Origin of the sequence: Ensifer sp. PDNC004, from assembly GCF_016919405.1 — a bacterium.
Classification (GTDB): domain Bacteria; phylum Pseudomonadota; class Alphaproteobacteria; order Rhizobiales; family Rhizobiaceae; genus Ensifer.
The window spans coordinates 1,230,592-1,249,049 of the sequence record NZ_CP070352.1 but is presented as its reverse complement, the minus strand read 5'-3'; the positions used below and the strand labels follow the sequence as shown (position 1 = coordinate 1,249,049).

The following is an 18,458-nucleotide window of genomic DNA, read 5'->3' as shown; positions in this document are numbered from 1 at the left end:
GGCTAGGACATTGGGAAAGAGGGCATGAAGTTCCGGGGCTCGACGCGGCCTGACCGGGAGAAAAAATCAGGCTGCTTGGACCTTCTTCGACACGCGTGCCCATTCCGGGATCCAGTCGCGATGGGCGATGAGCAGGTCGTCGACGAGCGACCAGATCTGGTCGAGGTCGAGTTCGGCCGCCGTATGCGGATCCATCATCGCCGCATGGTAGAGATGCTCGCGGTTTTCCGTCATCAGCGCCTCAACCGTCAGCTCCTGGACGTTGATGTTGGTGCGGATCAGCGCGGTCAACTGCGGCGGCAGGTCGCCGATGAAGGTCGGCTGGATGCCGGAGGCGTCGACCAGGCAGGGCACTTCGGCGGCGCAGTTCTCGGGCAGCGAGGTGATACAGCCGTTGTTCCTGAGGTTGCCGTAGATGACAGAGGGCTCGCCGGTCCAGACCGAATTCATGATCGAGGAAGCGTATTCGTGGCTCTCGGCCACCTCGATCGTCTCTGCCTCCTTGAAGGCGGCCGCCTGCCCCTTCCAGCGCTCGATCTGCTCGACGCAGCGCTTCGGATACTCGTCGAGCGGAATGCCGAATTTCTCGATCAGGTCGGGCCGGCCGTCCTTGATGAAATAGGGCGTGTATTCGGCGAAATGCTCGGAGCTTTCGGTGACGAAGTAACCGAGCCGCGTCAGCATCTCGTAGCGCACCTTGTTGGGGCAGCGCGGGTTCCAGTGGCTGGGCTTCGGGAAGCGGCCTTCGCGGTAGCCGCGCACGAGATCCGGATAGAGATCGCGGAAGCTGCCGTCGGCCTGTTTGTGCTCGAACTTGAGGAAGAAGGCCATGTGGTTGATGCCAGCGGCGCGGTAGCGGATCTCCGAAACTGGGATATCGAGATCGCGCGAAAGTTCGTAGGCCGTGCCCTGGACCGAATGGCAAAGGCCGACCTGGCGGATCGTCGGGAACTTCTCCGAGATCGCCCAGGTGTTGATCGCCATCGGGTTGACGTATTGCAAGAGGATCGCGTTCGGGCAGACCTGCAGCATGTCCTCGCAGATCTTCCAGAGATGCGGAACGGTGCGAAGGCCGCGCATGATGCCGCCGACGCCGAGCGTGTCGGCGATCGTCTGGCGCAGGCCGTATTTCTTCGGCACTTCGAAATCGGTGACCGTGCAGGGCTCAAAGCCGCCGATCTGGAAGGCGACGACGACGAAATCGGCCCCTTCGAGCGCTTGTCTCTGGTTGGAATGGGTCTCGATCTTGGCCTTGACGCCGAGCGTGCGCACCAGCTTGCCGGCGACGATCTCGCTTTCGCCGAGGCGCTCCGGGTTCACATCCATCAGCGCGATCGTTGCGGCCGACAGCGCCGGGCGCTGCAGCACGTCGCCGATGATGTTCTTCATGAAGACGGTGGAGCCGGCGCCGATGAAGGTGATCTTGGGTTGTCTGGTCATGGATTGCCTCTGCTTTCTAGCGGTCATGCTGCCACATCGAAGGCGGCTCTCACGAGCCTTTCGGTGTAGGCGGTCTTGGGATTGGACAGAATTTCGCTCACCGGCCCCTCCTCGACGATCTTGCCATGTTGCATCACCACCACCCGGTGGCAGAGCGCGCGCACAACCTTGAGGTCATGGGAGATGAAGAGATAGCTCAGGCCCCGCTCGTCCTGCAGCTTGCGCAGCAGCTCGATGATCTGGGCCTGGACAGAAAGATCGAGCGCCGAGGTCGGCTCGTCGAGCAGGATGAATTCCGGCTCGAGAGCGATCGCCCGGGCGATGGCGATGCGCTGGCGCTGACCGCCGGAGAACTCGTGCGGGAAGCGCGACAGGATGTTGCCGGGCATGCCGGCGGCAACAAGCGCATCCACCACCCGGTCGACCCGCTCCTTGCGGTTCTCGCCGATGCCGTTGACGACCAGGCCCTCCTCGATGATCTGGCCGATCGACATGCGCGGGTTGAGCGAGGCGAAGGGATCCTGGAAAACGATCTGGATGCGCGAGCGCAAGGGCCGCATTTGGGTGCGGTCCTTGTCGTGGATCGGAATGCCGTCGAAGAAGATCTCGCCGCCATCGGCATTGAGCAGGCGGATCAGTGCCTGTCCGAAGGTCGTCTTGCCCGACCCGGATTCGCCGACGAGCCCGAGCGTCTCGTGCTTGCGCAGATTGAGACTGAGCTTGTCGACAGCAACGAGTTCGGAGAACTCGGACCGGAACAGGCCGCCCTTCTTCAGCATGAAGGAGACCTTCACGTCCCGCCCGTCGAGCATGATCGGCGCGTCGTCCGGCAAGGGCTTGGCCGCACCCGAAGGCTCCGACGACAACAGCCGCCTGGTATAGGGGTGCAGCGGATTGGCAAACAGCGCCGCCGTCGTGTTGTGCTCCTTCACCTCGCCATGCTGCATGACATAGACATAGTCCGAGAACTGCCGCACCACCGTCAGGTCGTGGGTGATCAGGATCACCGCCATGCCGAGCTCGCGCTGCAGGTCGCGTATGAGGTTGAGGATCTGCGCCTGGACGGTGACGTCGAGCGCCGTCGTCGGCTCGTCGGCGATCAGGACATCGGGATCGTTGGCGAGCGCCATGGCGATCATCACCCGCTGGCGCTGGCCGCCGGAGAGCTGGTGCGGATACTGGTTGATGCGAAGCTCCGGATCCGGGATCTTGACGTGGCGCAGCAGTTCGAGCGCCCGCTCGGTTGCTGCACGACGGCTCATCCGGCGATGCGCCCGAATCGCCTCGATGATCTGCGAACCGACCGTATAGACCGGGTTCAGCGAGCTCATCGGCTCCTGGAAGATCATCGCCAGTCGGTTGCCGCGCAAGGCGCGGCGTTCGCGTGGCGAGAATTTCAACACGTCCTTGCCGTCATATTCGATGCGCGATTGGGCGGCGATCGTCGCGCGCTTGGAGAGCAACCCCATGACGCTGCGCGCGGTGACCGACTTGCCCGAGCCGGACTCGCCGACGATGGCGATGGTCTCGCCGCGGTAAAGCTGGAAGGACACGTCCTTCACCGCGTCCACCGTGCCATGCTCGACCTTGAAACGAACCGCGACATTGCGCGCGTCGATGACCGGCCGGCCATCGCGTTCGGCAAGGTCCCTGCGCTCGGAAGGCGCAGCGGTGAGGACGTCGATTGCTTCAGACATGATGCGTCCTCCTCAATAGGGATCGATAGCGTCGCGCAGGCCGTCGCCAAGGGCATTGAAGGCAAAGACCGTGACCAGCACGAAGGCGACGGGCGACAGGATCCATGGATAGGATCCGATGACGGAATAGGTGGAGGTGTCCTGCAGCATCAGCCCCCAGGAAATGAGCGGAGGCTTGACCGCAAAGCCCAGGAACCCAAGGAAGGATTCCAAGAGCACCACCTGCGGGATCGACAGCGTAACCGCGACGATCACGTGGCTCATCACGTTCGGCAGGATATGCTGGAAGATGATGCGCCGGTCGCTGGCACCGACGGCGATCGCGGCGCGCACATAGTCGATACGGGCAAGGGCCAGCGTCTTGCCACGCACCTCGCGCGACATCTGCGCCCAGCCGAGCGCCGACATGACGATGATGACGAAGGCGAGGAAGACGTTGGTCGGCGCCGTCACCGGGATCAGCGAGGTCAGCGCCAGGTAGAGCGGCAGTTGCGGAAAGGCGAGCACCAGCTCGACGAAGCGCTGCGTCCAGACGTCGAAGCGGCCGCCGAAATAGCCCGACGCCATGCCGACCGTGGTGCCGACCGCAGTGACGATCGAGACGACGACCAGCGCAATCATCAGCGAGATGCGCGATCCGACGAGAATGCGCGACAGCACGTCGCGGCCGAACTTGTCGGTGCCGAGTAGATGCACCGGCGAACCATCGACCGCGCCGAAGAAATGCCGTTCCGCCGGGATCAGGCCGAAGAGACTGTAGGGCGCGCCCTTGACGAAGAAGCCAAGGATCTGCGGATTGTCGTAGTCGGGGCCGATGATCGGCTGAAAGGTGATCGGGTCGAGTTCCGTACCTTCGCTGAGCGGATAGCTGCGCGGCGAGAAGACGAAATTGCCGTCCTTGTCGCTAAAGCTGATCGCCTGCGGCGGCGCGAAGGCGACACCCGTGGCCTTCGGATCGACCGGCGACAGGAAGTCGGCGAAGACCGCCATGAAAATCAGCAGACCGACGAGGACGAGGCCGAGCATGCCGGTCCAGGACCGCTTCAGCCGGCGCCAGACGAGCGCCTGGTAGCTTTCGTTGTGATGTTCCTGCCGGGGTTCGGCGGCGAGCGGAATGGTTGTTTGCATCTCGGCGGTCATGCGTGGGCTCCTCCGAGACGCACACGCGGATCGAGCGCGGCCAGCAACATGTCGGCGATGATGTTGCCGAGGATGAGGGTTGCCGACAGCACCAGCATGAAGGTGGCTGTGACATAGACGTCGCCCACCCACATGGAGCCGACGATGGCCGGGCCGACGGTCGGCAGCGCGAAGATGATCGCCGTCTCGATCTCGCCCGTCAGCATGTAGGGCAGCACGACACCCTGATACATGATCAGCGGATGCAGGGCATTCGGCACCGCATGGCGCATGACCACCGCGCCTTCGCTCAGGCCCTTCGCCCGGGCGGTTTCGACATATTGCGCGTTCAGCGTGTCGAGCAGATTGCCCCGCATCACCCGCATATTGTAGGCGAGTCCGCCGAAAGTGGCGATCGCCACGACCGGCCAGACATGTTTGACGAGGTCGACGAATTTGTCCCAGGACCAGGGCGCACCGCCATAACGGGCCGAGTGGAAGCTGTTGATTTCGCTCACATTGAAATGGAAGACGAGGATGTAGACGATGATCAGCGCCATCAGGAAGCGCGGCACCGTCATGCCGAGGAAGGCCACCGTCGAAAGCAGGCTGTCGATCCACGAATACTGCCGTGTCGCGGCGATGATACCGAAGGATATGCCGATGATAGACGCGAGGATATGGCAGACGAGCGCCAATGCCAGCGTGCGCGGCAGGCGTTCGCCGACGACATCGGCAACCGGCTTGTTGTAGTAGAGGCTGTGGCCGAAATCGCCGCGCGTCAGGATGCCGGTCATCCAGTTGACGTATTGCACCGGCAGCGGCTTATCGAGGCCATGCTCCTTGCGGTAGGCCTGCGCCTGTGCTTCGGCCTCCTCGTAGGACGCGCCACCCTGGTTGATCAGCTGCGAACGAATGTAATCGCTATAGTCTCCGGGCGGCGCCTGGATGATGGCGAAGGTCGCCACGCTCAAGACAAGCAGCACGGGAATGGCAGAGGCGAGGCGGACAAGCAGAAACCTGAACATGCCGTTTCCTTCTGTCGTTGGGGTGATCGAGCGCTCCTCCGGCCTGTAGCCGGAGGAGCGGTTGCGTTAGTTGCTCAAGCCCTTGTCGCCGGGCTTGCCCGGAAGCTGTTCGGCAAAGAGCTCGAAATCACCCTGTTTGTCCGAGGGGACGAAGAGGCGCTCGCGCATAATCGTGTCCTCGGCCCAGTTGAACATGAAGATCGGCGCTCCGGTCGGCACGTTGGCGAAGCGCTTGTTGATGATCAGCGCGCCTGGATATTCGGTAAGGCCGACCGTATCGAGATTCGTCGTCGCGACTTTCTGGTACTGCTTCATCAACTCCGCGCGCTCGGCATTGTCGTTGGTGGCGATGAACTTGTTGATGATGTCGACGAGTTCCTGTTCGAAGGGCATCAGGTCAAGCTGTCCGCCTTCCGGTGCACGGTGGTGCCAGCTGGTGCGCGGACCGGCGGCCGCCAACTGCGGCGTGTTTTGCACGACGGAGGCATATTCGGCGGCGTTGCGGTGAACCATCCAGTCGAACTTGCCGGCATAGTTGGTTGCGTCCCGCTGCTTGCCGTCAAGCGAGTTCAGGACCACCCGGAGGCCGAGCTTTTCCATCTGGCCGATCAGGCCTTCGGCGAGGTTGCGGTCGGTCGCGTAACTGTTGTCGATCAGAAGCACGATCTCCACGTCCTTGCCGCCGGCTTTATCGGCCGGGAAGTTGACGAAGCCGTTGCCGTCGGTGTCCTTCAGGCCAGCTTTCTCAAGCAGAGCCTTCGCGCCATCAAGATCGAAGGGATAGTAGACGGTCGACTCCCGGTCGTAGAAGCTGGTGCCGGAGGAAAGTCCGCCCGGATAGATCGCCGTGAAGGGGCCCTTCACCAGCGCCTCGCCGAGCTTCTTGCGATCGACGGCCATGGTCACGGCCTTGCGGAAATCCTCGTTGCGGTTGAGCTCACGCACGGCCTGGGCGCGTTCGTCCGGCTCACCCCAGCCGTTGGCCGAGAAGTTCATGTGCAGATTGTAGCCGATAAGGCGTGGGCCGAAGGCGAGGCGAGCGGGAGCCGTGTCCTGCGCTGCGCGCTTTAGCGACTCGACGAAGTTTTCCGGCTGCTCCAGGTTGGAAAGATCGGCGGAGCCGGCGATTGCCTGCACGTCGCGATCGGCCCAAGTCGAGAGCTTGTAGTGCAGCTCGTTGATATAGGGCAGCTGGTTGCCCGCCTCGTCGACCTTCCAGTAGTAGGGGTTGCGGCGCAATACGATGATATCGTCGGGGCGATAGGCGACCGGCACCCAGGCGCCCATGACCGGGATGTTCATATACTCCGGCGGGAAGGCATTCTTGTATTGGTCATAGGTGGTGCCGGCATATTTCGGATGCTTGGCTTTGAGGATATGCGACGGGCCGGGGCAGAAGGTGCCGTAGGCCATGGCATAGAGATGCTGGCGCGGGAACGCCTCCTTGAAGGTCCATTCGACCGTATACTGGTCGATCTTCTTCAGCGTCGTGCCGGCGCCGAAAGTCTCGGGCGTTGCGCCGTTCAGCGGCGTCACGCTCGGGTCGAGCACATTGTCTTCCCAATAGAACATCACGTCGTCGGCGTCGAAGAGGTCGCCATCCGACCACTTGGCACCCTCGACCAGATGCATCGTCAGCTTGTGGCCGTCAGAAGACCAGTCCCAACTCCTGGCGAGGTTCGGCAGCGGTTCGACGTCCTTGGCTTCCACCTGGAAGAGCGGCGCCGTGCGGGTCAGGCATTCGGACATGCCGATATCGATGCCGCCCCAGCCCTGGCTCTGGCCGGCCGAGTAGTTCCAGCCTTCCGGCCGACCGCCGATCACGTGACGCAGCGTGTCGCCATAGACGCCGACGCCGTCGGGCATGTTGCCGGTCTTGAAGACCATCGGCTCCTTCGGCAGCCGCTCGGCGACCGGCGGCAGCTTGCCGGTCTTGACGTATTTCTCGGTAACCCAGGCCGGTTCCTTGTATTCCGGCAGCGCCTTGAATTCGGCGATCGAGTCGCGCGGCACATAGGTAATCTTGCCCTCGGCCGGGAATGCCGGCTGCTGCGGCACGACGGTGGGCTCGGAGGCGGCCGCCTCCAAGGCAAAGGTCGAGATGCCGACAAGCAGCAGGCTCGCCATTTTCGTCAGTCTGTGGCTGGTCATTGGCTCAGATTCTCCCTCTTTCGCCGCGCCGGAACGCGGCCTCCTCCTTGTAAAGTCTGCAGTTCAGGCAGCGCTGCTTGCGTCTCCTCACGCAAGCAGCGCTGCAATCATCAGCCGGCGGCGCGGACCTGGCGCTCGGCGCGCAACTCGTCGAGCGAGCGCATCTGACGCCGCGCGGCGCCGTTCCACTCGCGAGTCTTGACGGTGGCGCGGCCAAGCCGCTCCTTCGCACCATCGATCGCGTGGGCGTATTGCGGCAGCCACTGGCTTTGCGCGACCACCATCTCGTCAACCATCTGCCAGACCTCGTCCGGCGTGCAGATCGCGCCGACCAGCGGATCGTGCAGCATCGCCAGCTTCAGAAGGTCGAGATCGCCGGTCACGGCTGCATGGACCGACATGCGCTGGACGTTGATCGAGGAAAGGCAGGTGGCAGCACAGGCCTCAGGAAGGGTGATGCCCGAGACCATGTTGATGCCGAAACGATCGACGAAGCCGGGGGATTCGATGATCGCGTCGGCGGGCAGGTTGGTGATCACGCCATTGTTCTTGACGTTGAAATGGCCGCGATAGACCCGGCCTGTTTCCAGGGCCTCGAGAATATGGCTTGCATGCTCGTTCGAGCGCTTGTTGTGATCGAGCAGATTTCCGGCCGCTTCGAGGAACTGCGGAAACTCGGTTTCGAACCAGTTACGCGTCTCGGTCGAATGGCGGAGGTAACCACCGGTCTCTCCGTGGATCCAGTCCGACATGTCGATCCAGCGGGTAATTTCCTCCGGGCGCTTGCGATACCAGGGAAGATATTCCGAGAGATGGCCGTTGCTCTCGGTCGAATAGACGCCGAAACGCTTCAAGACGTCGATCCGGAGCTTCTCCTGCTTGGAGAACACCGGATGCGCTTCGAAGGCCGCGACCAGTTCCTCCTTGCCGATCCTGCGCCCCTTGAGCCTGACATCGACGAACCAGGTCTGGTGGTTGATGCCGGAGCAGACGTAGTCGAGTTCGCCCTCGCCGGCGCCGAGGATTTCGGCGATCTGCTCGCCGCCGTGCTGGACACCGTGGCAAAGACCGACCGTGTCGACCTTGCCGTATTCGATCGCCGCCCAGGTGTTCATCGCCATCGGGTTGGCATAATTCAGGAACTTCGCGCCCGGCTCGGCGACGGCCCGGATATCCTTGCAGAAATCGAGGATGACGGGGATGTTGCGCTGGCCGTAGAGGATGCCGCCGGCGCAGATCGTATCGCCGACGCACTGGTCGACCCCGTATTTGAGCGGAATGCGGATGTCGTCGGCATAGGCTTCGAGACCGCCGACGCGCACGCAGCTGATGATGTAGCGGGCGCCTTCCAGCGCCCTCAACCGGTCGGTGGTTGCCGTCACCTTCGTCGGCAGGCGGTTGACCTCGACGATCCGGTCGAGGATCGCCTTGATCATTTCCAGATTGCGGGCGCTGAGGTCGGTCAGCGCAACCTCGATGTTGCGCAATTCCGGCACGGCGAGAATGTCGGTGAACAGCTTCTTGGTGAAGCCGATGCTGCCGGCGCCGATGATGGCGATCTTGAACGTTGCCATGCCCTCACTCCTCATGAACTGCATGCATTTCTGACAAAGGGTAAAATCAATTCACGGTTTCTCACCGTCTCTACGCGCAACTTCGATGCATCCCCTCATTTTCTACGGGCCGAAAGCACCGCCTGTTGCGCTGTTGGCGGTCATTATGTGTATAATCGCCGACCCCGCCAGAGCGGTATTGTGCTTTCATGGGTAATTTTATGCTGCAAGATTTGATCGACAACGGCCCGATTATGCGCACGGTTTCGCTGCCGCGGGGACGCCAGAGCCTGCATGCGATGCCGACCAGCACCGGCTATGAAATCCGCAACAATGCGACCTATGACTGGGACGGCAGAAAGCGCGGAAACACGCCCTTCACTGTGCTGCAGCACACGATCGCGGGCGCCGGAAACCTGCGCTACGAAAACCGCAGCTATCGGGTACGCGGGGGCGAGACGCTGCTGCTGCTGGTGCCGCACAATCATCGCTACTGGCTGGAAGATGGCGGGCGCTGGGAGTTTTTCTGGATCTCGATGAACGGCGACGAGGCGCTGCGCATCCACCGCGCCCTGCTTGCCGTCACCGGCCCGGTCCTGAAGCTGCAACCGGAAACGATCGAACATCTGGCCGACTGCAGCCTGCGCCTGATCCGCGGCGGCGAGACGCCGGGCCGCGCTTCGGCGATTGCCTACGAGGCGGCGATGGCGCTCTACGACGACGTCTTCGGCTCGCATCCGGTGTTCAGTCATGAGCACAGGACGATGCACCGCGTCGTCGACCACATCATGAACAACCTGCAGAACCCGCTTCCGGTAGAGGAACTGGCGCGCGTGTCGGGTCTGAGCCGGGCGCATTTCTCCCGCGTCTTTGCCGCCAGCGAAGGCATGGCGCCGGCCGAATATGTGCTGCAGAAGCGTTTGCAGCGCGCGGTCAAACTGCTGACGAAAACGGCAAGCCTGCCGGTCAAGGAAGTGGCGATCCTCTCAGGCTTCGAGGATCCCAACTACTTCGCCAAGGTCTTCCGCCGCTCGTTCGGGCTGAGCCCGACCGAATTCAGAACCACAGGCATGTATGCCAGCGTGCCGGCCGGCTCCGTGGAGCAACCTGTCGACACGGGGGAAGAAGCGACGGTGCTGTTGACGGGTTGAGGGCGACGGCGGTCAGCCGGCAAGTTGCTGGCGATAGGCCGACGCTCTCGGGAAAACCATGCCGAGGTCGGCATGCATGGCCCGCGCGATCACGCGGAAATCCCGCTCGCTGATGGCGAGATGACCAACACGCAGCTTCTGGTCCCAGTTGCGGTTGCCTTCGGCAAACTCCAGGCTGTCGAGCCAGGGGCGAACCGGGGCCTCCATGCTGTCGGCCCAGTCGATGTCGCCGCGATGCGGCGCGACACCGCCCATGGCAAAGAAGTAGGGCGGGCGCTCCTTGACGACGCCGATGGCGGCAAAACAGGCGAGCCCCGCCCGGCCATTGAAGGCAGCGTTCGGCGCATAACCGATGAAGCCGTCGCCCGCCTTCATGCGCGTCATCGCCTGGACATTGCCGTAGCCGTAGCCAAAGCGAGAGAATCCGTCTTCCGCAGCATGCTGCAGGTCATCGCCGGAAACCGCGCCGATCCAGAAATTGCGCTCGCCCGACCTGTTTGCTGCACCCATCTGAAACATATCCTGCGCCGACATCTGCAATCCCTCGATCTCTTATCCTGCGACCACTTTACGCGCGACCCCTGCCAGATTCTGTCAGCATCGTTTTGACGCTCCGGCATACTCGTCGAGCCGCGTCCCAGCTCTCTTCGGAGGGCGCTTCCCATTGGCCGAAAAGCGTCAAGCCCGCGGCTCCGGCAAGCGCCACCGACGCATGGTTGTCGAGCTGGCAGCGATATTGCGGCTGGTAGCCCCTTTCAAGCGCAGCCCGGCTGATGGCGCGCACAACCTTGCGGGCGTCACCTGTCCCGTCGTCGGCGACAGCGCGGCGGCGAGCCCCGGCGACAGAACGGCCCTTACGCCGTTTTCAGCGGTGTGCAGCACCATAGCCGGGCTGTCCTCGTCGAGGTCGGAATTGACCGTGACGGTGAACCGATCCGCGCTTGCGAGAACATCGCCCACGAAGGATGCGCTCCAGAAATCGGTAATCTCAAGGGAAAACGACGGCATGGCACTTTATCTCTTGAAGGAACACGCGCCCGCGGGAAGCGGCGAGAGGTGCGATTAATGGAGTAATCGATTAATCAAATCGCAGTGCCAGCGATGTGTGCGACGACAATGGCGCAATGAAGGCGCCAAAAAGCAAAAGCGCCCGCAGGAGATGCAGGCGCTTGGCAATTCTTCAGTCTATGTGGGTCGCCTTAGCGGGCGAAGGCCGTGCGTGCAACGCGGTCAATGTCGGCGCGTTCGATGCCGAGGTCGCGAAGTTCGCGGTTCGACATGCGGCCCAGTTCGGTGACCGTCTGACGGTACTTGCGCCAGTTGTTGATGGAGCGTGCGATGTTCATTTGATCCCCCTTTCAATGGGCTTTCGAAGCCTGGCTGCCAGTCCGTGGCGCCTCGTTTCACTTCGGTGAACAGCTTATAGCTCAGGCTTTCCGTAAGTTGCAGCGCTCAAAACTCAGCGCTCCCATGTGGGAAATGCATGGGTCGGCAGAAAGCGCCGGGTCTGCCCCAGGTGCGGGCAGCCCGATTGCACAATCCTGTTTCCAGACAGCGCTTTTATAACAACGCGCGTTGCAACCGCGCCGGGCCTTCAACAAAGTGCCGCTGAAGGCAAACACACGTATTTGGATATCCCCGCCACCATGCACCCATCACGGAAACGGTTGATCCCTGCGGCAGAGACAAGTATTTCTTTTGTCGACAAAGGAATCTGACATGACCGATATCGACACCGACAACAGCCCCATCCCTGAGCGCAAGCGCGGCTCCGGCGTGAAGATGGTCTATGACCTCTTGCGCGACGAGATCCTCGACCTGGTGCTGCCGCCAGGCAGCCCGATCGACGAAGTGCAGCTTGCCGAGCGGCTGAAGATGTCGCGCACGCCGATCCGCGAAGCGCTGGTGCGCCTTGCCGGCGAAGGACTGATCGACACGCTGCCGAACCGCTCGACGATGGTGGCGAACATCGACTTCCTCAATCTCAATCCGTTCTTCGACGCACTGGTGCTGATGTACCGCGTCACGACAAGGCTTGCGGCGCAGAACCATAGGCCGGAAGACCTGGCGATCATTCGGGGCTTCCACGAAGATTATGCGGCAGCCGTGCAGACGCGCGACGCGCTGACGATGATCGCCACCAACGCCGCCTTCCATGCGGCAATCGCGGAAAGCGGACGCAACCCCTACTTCACCAGCCTGTTTCGTCGACTGCTCGACGAAGGGCGGCGGATCCTGCGTCTCTATTACCAGTCCTATGACGAGCAGTTCCCCCAGCGTTTCGTCGACGAGCACGCGGCCATGATCGCGGCGATCGCGGCGCGCGACGTCGAGGCTGCCGATCGGCTCGGGAAGGCGCATGCGGAGCAGATCGTCGAGCAGGTGCAGAAGCTTTTTGCCCGCAACAACAAGCTCGACATCGCCCTGTAGCGGCTTTTGTATTTTTCTTGTCGACAAATAAAATACAAACGGCTATTGTCTAGATCAAAGGCAGGGGCGTAGGTGCGCCGCTGCCCTGAAGACAAAGCCCGAGAGGAGTTTCAGATGAAGGCTCAGATTTTCACCGGCGTCATCCCGGCGCTGATGACCCCCTGCAAGGAAGACCGCACCCCCGATTTCGACGCGCTGGTGCGCAAGGGCAAGGAGCTGATCGCTCAGGGCATGTCCGCCGTCGTTTACTGCGGCTCGATGGGTGACTGGCCGCTCCTGACCGACGAACAGCGCATGGAAGGCGTCGAACGCCTGGTCAAGGCCGGCATCCCGGTCATCGTCGGCACCGGCGCCGTCAACACCGCTTCGGCCGTCGCACATGCAGCGCACGCCGAGAAGGTCGGCGCGCAGGGCCTGATGGTCATCCCGCGCGTTCTGTCGCGTGGCTCGGTCGTTGCTGCCCAGAAGAACCACTTCAAGGCCATTCTCTCGGCTGCTCCAAGCCTGCCGGCTGTCATCTACAACAGCCCCTACTACGGCTTCGCCACCCGCGCCGACCTGTTCTTCGCGCTGCGCGCCGAACATCCGAACCTCGTCGGCTTCAAGGAGTTCGGCGGCGCTGCCGACATGCGCTATGCGGCCGAAAACATCACCAGCCGTGACGATGGCGTCTCGCTGATGATCGGCGTCGACACAGCCGTGTTCCATGGCTTCGTCAACTGCGGCGCAACGGGTGCGATCACCGGCATCGGCTGCGTCCTGCCGAAGGAAGTCATCCACATGTGCAACCTGTCGCGTGCCGCCGCCGAAGGCGACGTCGACGCCCGTTTGCGCGCACTGGAACTGGAGCAGGCGCTCGCCGTGCTCTCGTCCTTCGACGAAGGCCCGGACCTCGTTCTCTACTTCAAGCACATGATGGTGCTGAAGGGCGACAAGGAATACACGCTGCACTTCAACGAGAGCGACGTTCTCTCCGACAGCCAGCGCGGCTACGTCGAAGCCCAGTTCAAGCTGTTCAACAGCTGGTACGGCGAGTGGAGCAAGCTCCCGGGCGCCGTCCAGAAGTACAAGGCCTGATTATCAATATCGGCCCGTAAAGCCAGAAAGGCCCTCCGGTTGGAGGGCCTTTTTTGTGTCGACCCGGTCAAGACCGCAAGCCGCGTTTGCATCGCAAGAACCAGCCAAGATTTCCCTCATTCCTGTGCCTGTCACAGGTTCCAGCAGGTGAAAGAGTCCTTAGACCTGATGGACATCGGGTCACTGGATCCCGGCACAAGCGGGAAGATGAAGAGGGCGAGTGGGGGCACCTCTCGCAGAAAAGGCCCTCCGGTTGAGAGGGCCTTCTTTTATCGACGGCGATGGCGGCGCAGCGAAGAAACCGCGGAAAGGTCAGCCGTCGCTTACGCGACGGCATCCAATCCGAGAGCCAGCAAGCGGTCGAGTTGCTCCATTTCGGCGGTATTGAGCACGACGCCCTCGGCCTCCGACTTGGCGCGCGCGACGAAGCGGCGCTGCGACGGCAGGCGAGCGCCCTGGCCGACAATCGCTTCGAACAGCACTTCCGCGCGGGCGAAAGGATCGCCCGGACGGCCGGCGGCAAACTTTTCCGGCGAGAAGGCGACGATCAGTTCGCCGTGGAAGGGTGCGAGCGTCGTCGTGCCGAGATAGTCGAGCACTTCCGGGCTCGTCAGGTCGCCGATCATGATGCCGGCGAGAAGCTCGACCATGGTGCCGATCGCCGAACCCTTGTGGCCGCCGAAGGGCAGCATGGCGCCGGCAAGCGCTGCTTCCGGGTCGGTGGTCGGATTACCCTCAGCATCGATCGCCCAGCCCTCTGGCAAAGGCTTGCCGGCACGGCGGTGCAGCTCGATCTCGCCGCGGGCAGCAACCGAAGTCGCGAAATCGAAGACGTAGGGCGGCTTGTTCTCGCGCGGCCAGCCGAAAGCGAAGGGGTTGGTGCCGAGCAGCGGCTTGTTGCCGCCGGTCGGCGCAACGGTCGCATAGCTTGGGCACATGACGAGGCCGGCAAGTCCCTCGCCGGTCAGGCCTTCCACTTCCGGCCAGAGTGCCGAAAAATGGGTGCAATCATTGATGACGAGCGCGGCAATGCCGAGCCTGCGGGCACGTTCGGCCAGCGCCGGCAGGCCGAGTTCGAAGGCCGGATTGGCGAAACCGCCCTTGGCGTTGACCTTGACGATGGCCGAGCCTTCCTGCGTATCGAGCTCCGGAACGGCATCTGGCTTCACCTTGCCCGCCTTGACGGTGCGAAGCGCCCCTTCGATGCGGTAGATGCCGTGCGACTTGCAGGCATCGCGCTCGCCGGCGACGATCACCCGGGCCAGTGCACCGGCCTGAATGGCGTTGAGCCCCGCCTTCAGGAAGATCGCCTCGACGCGCTCGAAAAGTGCTGCGATCGTCAGGGTATTGGTTTCGCTCATCTCTCTCCCTCTCAAATGCTGCGCCTGATCCGGAAGGGCCAGTCAGGCGATTGATGTTCTGCATACATATAGTATACAAAGATCCGACAAGTGCAATTCAGCCATGATCCCCTCTGCCAGAAAAGGCAATCCGGGATCGAACGAAAGGATCGGCAGATGGCCTTCACCCCCAAAGGAAAACACCTTGTCGCCGGCGAATGGCTCGACGGCGCGGGTACCTTCGCATCCGCACCCGCCCACGGGCCGGTCCATCAGTTCGCCACCGGCACGGTAGAGCTGGTCAACCGCGCCGCTGAAGCGGCCGAAGAAGCGTTCCTGAGCTACGGCTATTCGACCCGCGCCGAGCGCGCTGCGTTCCTGCGCGCCATCGCGGATGAGATCGAAGCACGCGCCGAAGCCATCACCGAGATCGGTACCCAGGAAACCGGCCTGCCGGAAGCGCGTCTCCAGGGCGAACGCGGCCGCACCACCGGCCAGCTCCGCCTTTTCGCCGATCACATCGAGAAGGGCGAATATCTCGACCGCCGTTTCGATGCGGCCCTGCCCGAGCGCCAGCCGGCGCCGCGCCCGGAAATCCGCCTCATCCAGCGCCCGATCGGCCCGGTCGCTGTCTTCGGCGCCTCGAACTTCCCGCTGGCCTTCTCGACCGCCGGCGGCGACACGGCTGCCGCCCTTGCCGCTGGCTGCCCCGTGGTCGTCAAGGGCCACTCGGCCCATCCGGGCACCGGTGAAATCGTCGCGCAGGCCGTCGAAGCCGCCATCCGCAAGACCGGCGTCCACCCGGGCGTCTTCTCGCTGATCCAGGGCGGCAACCGCCAGGTCGGCGAAGCGCTGGTGCAGCATCCGCTGATCAAGGCCGTCGGCTTTACCGGTTCGCTCGCCGGCGGCCGCGCGCTCTTCAATCTCTGCGCCGCCCGTCCGGAACCGATCCCGTTCTTCGGCGAACTCGGCTCGGTCAACCCGATGTTCCTGCTGCCGGAAGCACTGAAGGCACGCGCCGAAGGTCTTGGCCAGGGCTGGGCCGGCTCGCTGACCATGGGTGCCGGCCAGTTCTGCACCAACCCCGGTATCGCCGTGGTTGTCGAAGGCGCCGATGCCGACCGCTTCACGTCGGCCGCCGTCGAGGCGCTCGGCAAGGTCGCGCCGCAGACGATGCTGACGGACGGCATCGCCAAGGCCTATCACGACGGCCAGGCGCGCTTTGAAAGCCGCAATACCGTAAAGCCGCTGCTGACGACCGAATCTTCCGGCCGCTCGGTCTCGCCGAACCTGTTCGAGACCACGGGCGACCAGTTCCTTGCCGACCACGCGCTCGGCGAAGAGGTCTTCGGCCCGCTCGGCCTCGTCGTCCGCGTCGGTTCGACCGAAGAGATGGAACAGCTTGCCCGCGGTTTCGAGGGGCAGCTGACCACCACCATCCACATGGATGCGGCTGATCTCGAGACCGCCCGCCGCCTGCGCCCGATCCTCGAGCGCAAGGCCGGCCGCGTGCTCGTCAACGGCTTCCCGACCGGTGTCGAGGTGGTGGATTCCATGGTGCATGGCGGCCCCTATCCGGCATCGACCAACTTCGGCGCAACCAGCGTCGGCACGATGTCGATCCGCCGCTTCCTGCGTCCGGTCGCCTACCAGAACATGCCGGAAGGCCTGCTGCCCGAGGATTTCCAGGGCTAAGGCACCGGCAGACGCTGCGGGTGGCTTGCCGCCCGCAGCCGCAAGACACGACAGATCGCTTCGCAGGCATCCCATTTCGCGAAACAAATGGGATGCCTGCGTGCGTTCTGCGTTATGAACTTATACTTTTTGTATACTAATTGTATTTTTCTATTGATTTGTGCTCTCTAAAACGGAATAGTGCCTCAGCCGTCAAACGGCACTCATTTCAGGGAGAGAGAAAATGAAGACTTCGGTGCTCGCGCTCGGCCTCGTTGCGGCCGCTGCTCTGACCAGCCAGGCCCATGCCGACAAGCTGGATGACGTCATCGGCTCGGGTACGCTGCGTTGCGCAGTGGTGCTCGACTTCCCGCCGATGGGTTCTCGCGACGAGAACAACAACCCGATCGGTTTTGACGTCGACTACTGCAACGATCTCGCAAAGGCCCTCGGCGTCACCGCCGAAATCGTCGAGACCCCGTTCCCGGAGCGTATTCCCGCTCTGATGTCGGGCCGTGTCGACGTCGGCGTTGCCTCGACCTCGGACACGCTTGAGCGTGCAAAGACCGTCGGCATGACGATCCCCTACTTCGCCTTCGAAATGGCCGTGACCGCCAACGACAAGTCGGGCGTCAAGTCCTTCGAAGACATGAAGGGCAAGACCGTCGGCGCGACCGCCGGCACGTTCGAGGCGATCGCGCTCGAGAAGCAGGTCAAGGAATGGGGTGCCGGCGAGTTCCGTCCGTACCAGACCCAGGCCGACGTCTTCCTCGCGCTCAGCCAGGGACAGATCGACGCCACGGTTTCGACCTCGACGGTCGCCCAGGCCAACGTGAAGGGCGGCAAGTTCGCCGGCATCTCCGTCGTCGGCAAGGCTCCGTTCGACACCGACTACGTTGCGCTCTTCACCAACCGCGAAGAATACGGCTTCATCAACTTCCTCAACCTCTTCATCAACCAGCAGGTCCGCACCGGCCGCTACGCTGAACTTTACGAAAAGTGGGTCGGCGGCGAACTTCCGGACCTTACGGCTAAGGGCGTTTACCGCTAATATGCCGTTTATCTGGCGGCGCGAAGTCTAGCTTCGCGCCGCTATTCGTTTCCGAAGAGGTGAGACGAAACATGTTCAGCTATACCTTTCATTGGAATCAGGCGCTGAAGGCCCTGCCGCAGATGCTCGATGGAGCGCTGGTCACCTTGCAGGTGGCTCTGCTCTCGATGGTCATCGGCCTGGCACTGGCGCTGGCGCTCACGGCCTGCCGCCTGTCCGGCAATCGCATCCTCGGTGGCTTCGCCATCGCCTGGATCGAGATCGCCCGCAACACGCCGGCGCTGTTCCAGATCTACATGGCGCACTTCGGCCTCGGCAATTTCAACATCCACCTGAGCCCCTACACGGCGCTGCTCGTCGGGATTGCCTTTAACAACGCCGGCTATCTCGCGGAAAACTTCCGCGGCGCGCTCAAGGCCATTCCGGATACCCAGACACGGGCCGGCCGCTCGCTCGGCATGACTCCGGTTCAGGCGTTCCGCTACATCGTTATGCCGCAGATGCTGCGCATCGCTTTCCTACCGGTGACGAACCAGATGGTCTGGGCAATCCTGATGACGTCGCTTGGCGTTACCGTCGGCATGAACACCGACCTTGCCGGCATCACCCAGGAACTGAACGCCCGTTCGTTCCGCACCTTCGAATTCTTCGCGATCGCGGCGGTCATCTACTACCTGATCGCCAAGGCCGTGACGCTGGGCGCGCGCCTGCTCGCCGCGCGCATGTTCCGCTATTAAGGAGAGGTGA

The 18,458-nt window shown here is 62.8% G+C and carries 16 protein-coding genes; 6 read left to right on the top strand and 10 right to left on the bottom strand.

Going from position 1 to position 18,458, the window contains the following annotated elements:
- Window positions 1-66 precede the first annotated feature (66 nt).
- From JVX98_RS05545 to JVX98_RS05520, 6 genes are all read right to left on the bottom strand, one after another.
- Window positions 67-1,440, bottom strand: coding sequence for an alpha-glucosidase/alpha-galactosidase (locus JVX98_RS05545; RefSeq protein ID WP_205236077.1), 1,374 nt, complete (start codon window positions 1,438-1,440; stop codon window positions 67-69).
- 23 nt (window positions 1,441-1,463) lie between these two features.
- Window positions 1,464-3,137: an ABC transporter ATP-binding protein gene (locus JVX98_RS05540; RefSeq protein ID WP_205236076.1), complete on the bottom strand. Its 1,674-nt coding sequence runs from the start codon at window positions 3,135-3,137 to the stop codon at window positions 1,464-1,466.
- Between the two features lie 12 nt (window positions 3,138-3,149).
- The gene (locus tag JVX98_RS05535) at window positions 3,150-4,265 is read right to left on the bottom strand and encodes an ABC transporter permease (protein ID WP_371826526.1); all 1,116 of its coding nucleotides are present in this window, start codon (window positions 4,263-4,265) and stop codon (window positions 3,150-3,152) included.
- 8 nt (window positions 4,266-4,273) lie between these two features.
- Entirely contained in the window at window positions 4,274-5,284 is a 1,011-nt protein-coding gene (locus JVX98_RS05530) for an ABC transporter permease (RefSeq protein ID WP_043623545.1), read from the bottom strand.
- Between the two features lie 66 nt (window positions 5,285-5,350).
- On the bottom strand, window positions 5,351-7,435 hold the full coding sequence (locus JVX98_RS05525) for an ABC transporter substrate-binding protein (RefSeq protein ID WP_192450120.1): 2,085 nt from the start codon (window positions 7,433-7,435) through the stop codon (window positions 5,351-5,353).
- 110 nt (window positions 7,436-7,545) lie between these two features.
- On the bottom strand, window positions 7,546-9,009 hold the full coding sequence (locus tag JVX98_RS05520; RefSeq protein ID WP_205236074.1) for an alpha-glucosidase/alpha-galactosidase: 1,464 nt from the start codon (window positions 9,007-9,009) through the stop codon (window positions 7,546-7,548).
- A gap of 188 nt (window positions 9,010-9,197) precedes the next feature.
- Between JVX98_RS05520 and JVX98_RS05515 the strand changes: the two genes are divergently transcribed.
- A complete protein-coding gene (locus JVX98_RS05515; RefSeq protein WP_043623554.1) occupies window positions 9,198-10,139 on the top strand; it encodes an AraC family transcriptional regulator in 942 nt (313 codons plus the stop codon).
- Between the two features lie 12 nt (window positions 10,140-10,151).
- Here JVX98_RS05515 and JVX98_RS05510 read toward each other — a convergent pair whose 3' ends face one another.
- From JVX98_RS05510 to JVX98_RS05500, 3 genes are all read right to left on the bottom strand, one after another.
- Window positions 10,152-10,649 carry an EVE domain-containing protein gene (locus JVX98_RS05510; RefSeq protein WP_192450118.1) on the bottom strand — a complete coding sequence of 166 codons (498 nt, stop codon included), beginning with the start codon at window positions 10,647-10,649 and terminating at the stop codon, window positions 10,152-10,154.
- Window positions 10,650-10,817: 168 nt separating this feature from the next.
- A complete protein-coding gene (locus JVX98_RS05505) occupies window positions 10,818-11,147 on the bottom strand; it encodes a hypothetical protein (RefSeq protein WP_371826496.1) in 330 nt (109 codons plus the stop codon).
- A gap of 191 nt (window positions 11,148-11,338) precedes the next feature.
- Window positions 11,339-11,485 (bottom strand): DUF1127 domain-containing protein, encoded by a 147-nt coding sequence (locus tag JVX98_RS05500; RefSeq protein ID WP_064817045.1) that lies wholly within the window; start codon window positions 11,483-11,485, stop codon window positions 11,339-11,341.
- A 373-nt stretch (window positions 11,486-11,858) separates the two neighbouring features.
- On the opposite strand from JVX98_RS05500, the gene JVX98_RS05495 reads away from it, so the two are divergent.
- Together JVX98_RS05495 and JVX98_RS05490 are read left to right on the top strand one after the other, a co-directional pair.
- Entirely contained in the window at window positions 11,859-12,569 is a 711-nt protein-coding gene (locus JVX98_RS05495; RefSeq protein WP_090426227.1) for a GntR family transcriptional regulator, read from the top strand.
- Between the two features lie 114 nt (window positions 12,570-12,683).
- Complete coding sequence (locus tag JVX98_RS05490; protein ID WP_043612977.1) at window positions 12,684-13,646, top strand: dihydrodipicolinate synthase family protein; 963 nt, start codon at window positions 12,684-12,686, stop codon at window positions 13,644-13,646.
- Window positions 13,647-13,969: 323 nt separating this feature from the next.
- On the opposite strand, the gene JVX98_RS05485 is transcribed toward JVX98_RS05490, so the two are convergent.
- Complete coding sequence (locus JVX98_RS05485; protein ID WP_192450117.1) at window positions 13,970-15,007, bottom strand: Ldh family oxidoreductase; 1,038 nt, start codon at window positions 15,005-15,007, stop codon at window positions 13,970-13,972.
- A 156-nt stretch (window positions 15,008-15,163) separates the two neighbouring features.
- On the opposite strand from JVX98_RS05485, the gene JVX98_RS05480 reads away from it, so the two are divergent.
- From JVX98_RS05480 to JVX98_RS05470, 3 genes are all read left to right on the top strand, one after another.
- Window positions 15,164-16,681 carry an aldehyde dehydrogenase (NADP(+)) gene (locus tag JVX98_RS05480; protein ID WP_192450116.1) on the top strand — a complete coding sequence of 506 codons (1,518 nt, stop codon included), beginning with the start codon at window positions 15,164-15,166 and terminating at the stop codon, window positions 16,679-16,681.
- Window positions 16,682-16,904: 223 nt separating this feature from the next.
- Entirely contained in the window at window positions 16,905-17,711 is an 807-nt protein-coding gene (locus JVX98_RS05475; protein ID WP_113540836.1) for a transporter substrate-binding domain-containing protein, read from the top strand.
- A 71-nt stretch (window positions 17,712-17,782) separates the two neighbouring features.
- Window positions 17,783-18,448 (top strand): amino acid ABC transporter permease, encoded by a 666-nt coding sequence (locus JVX98_RS05470; RefSeq protein ID WP_192450115.1) that lies wholly within the window; start codon window positions 17,783-17,785, stop codon window positions 18,446-18,448.
- The last annotated feature ends 10 nt before the right edge of the window (window positions 18,449-18,458 follow it).